Here is a 6,158-nt window from a genome sequence, read left to right as displayed (position 1 = left end):
CATCACCAGTTCTTCGCGGAAAACCGGTACCGTCTCGAATAATTCGCCGAGCGCGGCAGAATCGAGCGGCGTCGCCACCAGCGCCGCATCCACTTCAAATTCGCGGACCCGCTCGATCAACTTGCCGGTCGTGCCGGTTTCGAGTTCCAGCGCGACATCCGGCCACTGCTGGTGATAACGCGCGAGCAATCCAGGCAGGCGTGTCGCCGCGACGCTTTCCATCGTACCCAAACGCAGGCGCCCACTCGGACGATCCTCGCGCACCGCGTGACGCGCCTCGTCGGCGAGCGCGAGCAGACGCTCCGCGTAGGGCAGCAGTGTCTCGCCAGCCGGCGTCAAAACGAGGCGCCGGCCGTCGCGGATAAACAGGTCGGTGCCGAGTTGCTCCTCGAGTTGCTTGATGCGCGTCGTGACGTTCGATTGCACGCGATTGAGCTTGGCAGCGGCACGCGTCACGCCGTTTTCCCGCACGACCGCGCGAAAAATGGTCAAGGCGGCCAGATCCATTGATCTCTCCTGGCGATGGTTGGTATTCTAATTATTCATTTTTCGTGATCGAAAGGTCAAGCTAATATGGATTGAAGTAGCCGGTTACCGTCGGCCCGATTCCATTTCCGGTTTGCTCATGAACGATCTCGCTTCCAGCACGCACGAAACCCCAGCCGAACGTCATGCCGCCCGCCGGGCGGCGCTTGCCTGCATGGTCACCTTGGCCGTGGTGCTGGGTATCGGACGTTTTGCGTTCACGCCGCTTTTGCCGCTGATGCTTCACGGCAGCACGTTCGGTCAGCCGCAGATCGACATCCAGCACGGTGGCTGGCTTGCGTCGTTCAACTATGCGGGCTATTTCGTCGGTGCGGTCACCTGCGCTGCGCTGCGGGTCGAGCCGGCGCGCATGGTGCGCGTGGGGCTTGTTGCGACGGTCCTGCTAACGCTAGCGATGGGCGTAACAAGCCAATTCTGGGTGTGGGCCGTCGTGCGCTTTGTCGCCGGCGCGGTCAGCGCCTGGACCTTCGTGTTCGCCTCGCAGTGGGGCTTGCGGCGGCTTGCCGAACTCGGCGCGCACGGGTGGAGCGGGGTGATCTATACAGGCCCGGGCGTGGGCATCGTCGGGACGGGTTTGCTGGTCAGCGCTGCGGGTGGCTACGGCGCGACGGTGGGTTGGATCGGCTTCGGGCTCATCGCGGCGGTGCTTTCGATCATGGTTTGGTCCGTGTTCGGGACCGTGACCGATTCCACTTCGGGAGGCGCGGCGCGCGCTGCGGGTGGGTCAACCACCGGCGCTCAAACGAGTCAACGCTCGGCCGGCCAGTACTCAGCTGGGCAGCGCACTTCTGAGCAGCACAACGCCGGCCAGTACTCTGCAAATCAGCGACCCGCCAGCCAAAGCTCCCCCGCCAGCCATCTTTCCCCCACAACCCAACGCTCCCCCACAAGCCGCCCCCAGCACCGGGCCGACGCCTTCTGGCTGATTCTGCTCTACGGCGTGCCCGGCTTCGGCTACATCATCACCGCGACATTCCTGCCGGTGATCGCGCGCCACGCGCTGCCGGACTCGTCCTGGCCCGACCTGTTCTGGCCGATGTTCGGCGCGGCCTTGATCGTCGGTGCATTACTCGCGGCGCGCCTGCCGGTGCATTGGGACAACCGCACGCTGCTCGCCGGTTGCTATGTGCTTGAAGCCGTGGGTATTGCGCTCGGCATCGTCTGGCCCACGGCGGGCGGCTTCTCGTTCGGCAGCATCCTGATCGGTCTGCCATTTACTGCAATCACCCTGTTCGCGATGCGCGAAGCGCGGCGTCTGCGCGGCGACAAGGCGGCCGGCCTGATGGGCTATGCGACCGCGGCGTACGGCGTCGGTCAGATCGTCGGTCCACTGGTGGCTGCGCCGATCGCCGAACACACCGGTTCCTTTTCGCCGGCACTGTGGTTGGCGGCGGGGGCGTTGCTGCTGGGCGCGGCCGGTCTGGTCATCGTGGCACGCATGCCACGTCGCCATGGCCGCATGCCCGATTGCGGCTGTAGCTAAGTTTGGCCGCCGCCTTGCGGGGAAAACTTAGGCCTCTCAAACCGCCCACCTGGCAAATACCAAACCGGCAAACAAATAACCCCCCGGCGCACTAAAATGACCGCTTTCCCGTCATCTCAGCGCGCCTGTCGCCGGGCGCGTCGCCAGCCATGCAACATTTCGCGTCCGACAACTACGCCGGCATCTGTCCTGAAGCGCTCGAGGCGCTGATCACCGCCAACAGCAGCGGCCACGAACCCGCTTACGGCGATGACTCCTGGACTAATCAGGTCTGCGACCGCCTGCGGAATCTGTTCCAGACCGATTGCGAAGTGTTTTTCGTGTTCAACGGCACGGCCGCCAATTCGCTGGCACTGGCGTCGCTGTGCCAGTCGTATCACTCGGTGATCTGCCACGAACTCGCGCACATCGAAACGGATGAATGCGGCGGCCCTGAATTCTTCTCCGGCGGCTCGAAGCTGCTGACCGCACCGGGTGTCGGCGGCAAGCTCACACCGGATGCGATCGAAGCGGTCGTCACGCGCCGCGCCGATATTCACTACCCGAAGCCGAAAGTCGTCACGCTGACCCAATCGACAGAAGTAGGCACCGTCTATACCGTCGAGGAAGTACGTGCGATCGCGGCGATCGCCAAGCGGCGTCATCTGAAAGTGCACATGGACGGCGCGCGCTTTGCGAACGCGGTCGCGGCGCTCGACGTGCATCCGTCCGAGATCACGTGGCGCGCGGGCGTCGACGTGCTGTGCTTCGGCGGCACCAAGAACGGTTTGCCGGTCGGTGAGGCGGTGGTGTTTTTCGACCGCGCGCTCGCCGACGATTTTGCCTACCGTCTGAAGCAGGCCGGCCAACTCGCCTCGAAAATGCGCTTCATCTCCGCGCCGTGGCTCGGTCTGCTGGATAACGACGTCTGGCTGCGCAACGGGCGTCATGCGAATGCGATGGCGGAATTGCTGCAAACGCGGTTGCAGGAAATTCCCGGCGTGAGCATCATGTTTCCGAGAGAATCGAACGCGGTGTTCGCGCAATTGCCCGCGCAGGCCGCCAAGGCAATGCGCGCGCGCGGCTGGAAGTTCTACGAGTTCATCGGCGCGGGCGGTTGCCGGCTGATGTGCGCCTGGGACACGCAGCCGGAAACCGTCGAGCGTTTCGCCGCGGAAGTGCGCGACTTGTGCATGGCCTGAAACCGCATCGACTGCGCGCCTGAACCTCACTCGAATGGTGAACCTGAACCGGAAGCGGGAACCAGGTGTACGAACAAGACGACGCACCAGGTGCTGTGCCAGCCGCAGCACGACATTGAACGCTGAACAAAGCCGCACATAGAACAGAAGAGACGACCCACTCGCCATGACCGAATACCAATTTTGCCCACGCTGCGCTACGCCTTTGATCGAGCGCGCAGATGCCCAACACGAAGGCGGTCGGATCCGCCAGACCTGTCCCGATACGGAATGCGGCTATGTCCACTGGAACAATCCGCTGCCGGTGGTGGCCGCGATCGTCGAGTACGAAGGCAAGATCCTGCTCGCGCGCAACGCCGCGTGGCCGGAAGGCATGTTCGCGCTGATCACCGGTTTTCTGGAAAACGGCGAGACACCGGAAGAGGGCATTGCCCGCGAAGTGCTGGAAGAAACCTCGCTGCACGCGGAGACGGTCGAGTTGATCGGCGTGTACGAATTCATCCGCAAAAACGAACTGATCATCGCGTATCACGTGAAAGCGTACGGAACGGTCGCGCTGTCGCCGGAATTGCTCGAATACCGGCTGGTCGAACCGGGAAAATTGCGTCCATGGCGTGCGGGCACGGGCCAGGCGCTCGGCGAATGGATGCGGCGGCGCGGCTTGCCGTTCGAGTTTGTCGAAAAGCCGGGGCAGTAAGCGATGAACAAACCCGCACCCGCCACGCGCAGCGCCTATCCGCATTTTCTGCCGATCACCACACGCTGGATGGATAACGACGTCTACGGCCACGTCAACAACGTCGTCTATTACAGCTACTTCGACACAGTGGTGAACGAGTATCTGATTCGCGCCGGCGTGCTCGATTTCGAGCACGGCGCGACGATTGGCCTCGTCGTCGAGACACATTGCAATTACTTCGCGCCGATCGTGTTTCCCGAACGGATCGAGGCGGGCTTGCGAGTGGTGCGGCTCGGCACATCGAGCGTGCGTTATGAAGTGGGCCTCTTCAAGGAAGGTGAGAATCAACCCGCCGCTCAGGGTCATTTTGTGCACGTGTATGTGGATCGCGTCACGCGTCGTCCGGTGACGCTGCCCGCCGATTTGCGCGCGGCGCTCGAGCCGCTCACCGTCGCTGTGCGGGCGGAATAGGCGCGTGCAGTCGTTCGTCATCAATCTGCTTAACGGTGTCAGTTACGGCCTGCTGCTGTTCATGCTGTCGGCGGGCTTGACGCTGATTTTCAGCATGCTCGGTGTGCTGAATTTCGCGCACGCGAGCTTCTATATGCTTGGCGCGTACGTCGGTTTTTCGGTGGCGGCGCACACGGGTTTCTGGAGTGCGCTGGTGATCGCGCCACTCATCGTCGGCTTGATCGGCGCGGCGTTGGAGCGCTGGCTGCTGCGCCGCGTGCGTGTGCACGGTCATCTCCCCGAGTTGCTGCTGACTTTTGGCGCGGCGTATCTGCTCGGCGAACTGGTCAAGCTCGGCTGGGGTTTGAGTCCGCTTAGTGCGACTGTTCCGGCCGCGCTCGACGGGCCGCTCTTCACGATCTACGGCGCGGCCTTTGCACGCTATCGAGCCTTCATGATGGCCGTGTCGCTGGCGATGCTGGCCGTGCTCTACGCGGTGCTGCGCGTGTCGAAGGCGGGGCTGATCGTACGCGCCGCGCTGACGCATGCGAGCGCTGTCGAAGCGCTCGGCCACAACGTGCCGCGCGTGTTCACCGGCGTGTTCGCGGCCGGCACGGCGCTCGCCGCGTTGGCCGGCGTGATCGGCGCGCCACTCTTCGTGATCGAACCGGCAATGGCCGAGTCGCTCGGCTCGATCGTGTTCGTGGTGGTCGTGATCGGCGGCTTAGGCTCGTTGAGCGGGGCGCTGGCGGCGTCGCTGATCGTCGGTTGCGTGCAGACCTTCGCGGTGGCGAGCGACGTGTCGTTGGGCGATATCACGTCGGTATTCGGTGGCGCGCTGCCGGCCGAATGGGACGCGCTCACGCTTGCGCAACTCGCGCCGCTGATTCCCTATCTGTTGCTCGTCGCGATGCTGGCGCTGCGCCCGCGTGGACTGTTCGGACGGCGTGACGATCATGCGTGAGCTGCCCGAAAAGACTACTGAGACTGCAGCCACGGTTCGCTCGACGTCGCGAATGTTCGCGCCGTGGCTCGCGCTCGTTCTGTTCCTCGCCGTGCCGCCCTTTGTCTGGCCGCAAAGCTGGCTGCTCGCCTATCTCGCGCAGACCGCGACGATGATCGTGTTCGCGCTCTCCTACAACCTGCTGCTTGGCGAAACAGGCTTGCTGTCCTTCGGACATGCCGCTTATTCCGGCCTCGGTGCGCTCATCGCGGCGCAAGTGTTCAACCGCATCGGCGTGCCGTTGGTGCTACTGCCGTTGATTGGCGGGATCGGCGGTGCGCTGTGCGGGGTGCTGTTCGGTTTCGTATCGACGCGGCGCGCCGGGACGGCTTTCGCGATGATCACGCTCGGCATCGGTGAACTCGTCGCGGCGGCCGCGTGGACGCTGCCCGACTGGTTCGGCGGCGAGGCCGGCGTGCCGATCGACCGCGCGAGCGGACCGATGTTCGCAAGCTGGAGCTTCGGCCCGGCGCGCGAAGCCTATGCGCTGATCGCGCTGTGGTGCGTGCTGGCGAGCGTGGCAATGTTCGCGTTGTCGCGCACACCGTTCATGCGGCTCGCCAACGCCGTGCGCGACAACCCGGCGCGCGCCGCGGCGATCGGCTGCTATCCGCGCCGCATCCGCTATGGCGTGGTGGTGATGTCAGCGTTTTTTGCGGGCATTGCTGGCACCCTTGGGCTGATCAATGTCGAACTGGTGTCGACGGAAAGCGTCGGCATGATGCGCTCGGGCGCCGTGCTGATCGCGACGGTGATCGGCGGTACGGCGACGTTTTTCGGGCCCGTCGCGGGTGCGATTGTCCTGACGTTTTTCAG

Annotated in this window: 7 protein-coding genes; 6 read left to right on the top strand and 1 reads right to left on the bottom strand. The window is 64.1% G+C overall.

The window, feature by feature from the left end; genetic code table 11:
* A partial coding sequence (locus VFE81_RS09050; RefSeq protein WP_325044267.1) for a LysR family transcriptional regulator occupies positions 1-507 on the bottom strand: 507 nt, incomplete at its 3' end.
* Between the two features lie 118 nt (positions 508-625).
* On the opposite strand from VFE81_RS09050, the gene VFE81_RS09045 reads away from it, so the two are divergent.
* From VFE81_RS09045 to VFE81_RS09020, 6 genes are all read left to right on the top strand, one after another.
* Positions 626-2,029, top strand: coding sequence for a YbfB/YjiJ family MFS transporter (locus tag VFE81_RS09045; protein WP_325044266.1), 1,404 nt, complete (start codon positions 626-628; stop codon positions 2,027-2,029).
* Between the two features lie 149 nt (positions 2,030-2,178).
* Positions 2,179-3,210, top strand: a complete 1,032-nt coding sequence (locus VFE81_RS09040; protein WP_325044265.1) for a low specificity L-threonine aldolase — start codon at positions 2,179-2,181, stop codon at positions 3,208-3,210.
* 166 nt (positions 3,211-3,376) lie between these two features.
* Positions 3,377-3,907 carry an NUDIX domain-containing protein gene (locus tag VFE81_RS09035; RefSeq protein WP_325044264.1) on the top strand — a complete coding sequence of 177 codons (531 nt, stop codon included), beginning with the start codon at positions 3,377-3,379 and terminating at the stop codon, positions 3,905-3,907.
* A gap of 3 nt (positions 3,908-3,910) precedes the next feature.
* A complete protein-coding gene (locus VFE81_RS09030; RefSeq protein ID WP_325044263.1) occupies positions 3,911-4,360 on the top strand; it encodes a thioesterase family protein in 450 nt (149 codons plus the stop codon).
* Positions 4,361-4,364: 4 nt separating this feature from the next.
* Positions 4,365-5,303: a branched-chain amino acid ABC transporter permease gene (locus VFE81_RS09025; RefSeq protein ID WP_325044262.1), complete on the top strand. Its 939-nt coding sequence runs from the start codon at positions 4,365-4,367 to the stop codon at positions 5,301-5,303.
* A partial coding sequence (locus VFE81_RS09020) for a branched-chain amino acid ABC transporter permease (protein WP_325044261.1) occupies positions 5,296-6,158 on the top strand: 863 nt, incomplete at its 3' end. The genes VFE81_RS09025 and VFE81_RS09020, both read left to right, overlap by 8 nt.

Origin of the sequence: Paraburkholderia sp. (assembly GCF_035656215.1) — a bacterium.
In the GTDB taxonomy this organism is placed as follows: Bacteria; Pseudomonadota; Gammaproteobacteria; order Burkholderiales; family Burkholderiaceae; genus Paraburkholderia.
This window is presented reverse-complemented; position numbering and strand designations above follow the sequence as displayed.

What these genes read in the sequence shown, in the direction of transcription:
- VFE81_RS09040 (WP_325044265.1), top strand. Translation starts at nt 2,179, where the DNA reads ATGCAACATTTCGCGTCCGACAACTACGCCGGCATCTGTCCTGAAGCG.
- VFE81_RS09030 (WP_325044263.1), top strand. Translation starts at nt 3,911, where the DNA reads ATGAACAAACCCGCACCCGCCACGCGCAGCGCCTATCCGCATTTTCTG.
- VFE81_RS09035 (WP_325044264.1), top strand. Translation starts at nt 3,377, where the DNA reads ATGACCGAATACCAATTTTGCCCACGCTGCGCTACGCCTTTGATCGAG.
- VFE81_RS09045 (WP_325044266.1), top strand. Translation starts at nt 626, where the DNA reads ATGAACGATCTCGCTTCCAGCACGCACGAAACCCCAGCCGAACGTCAT.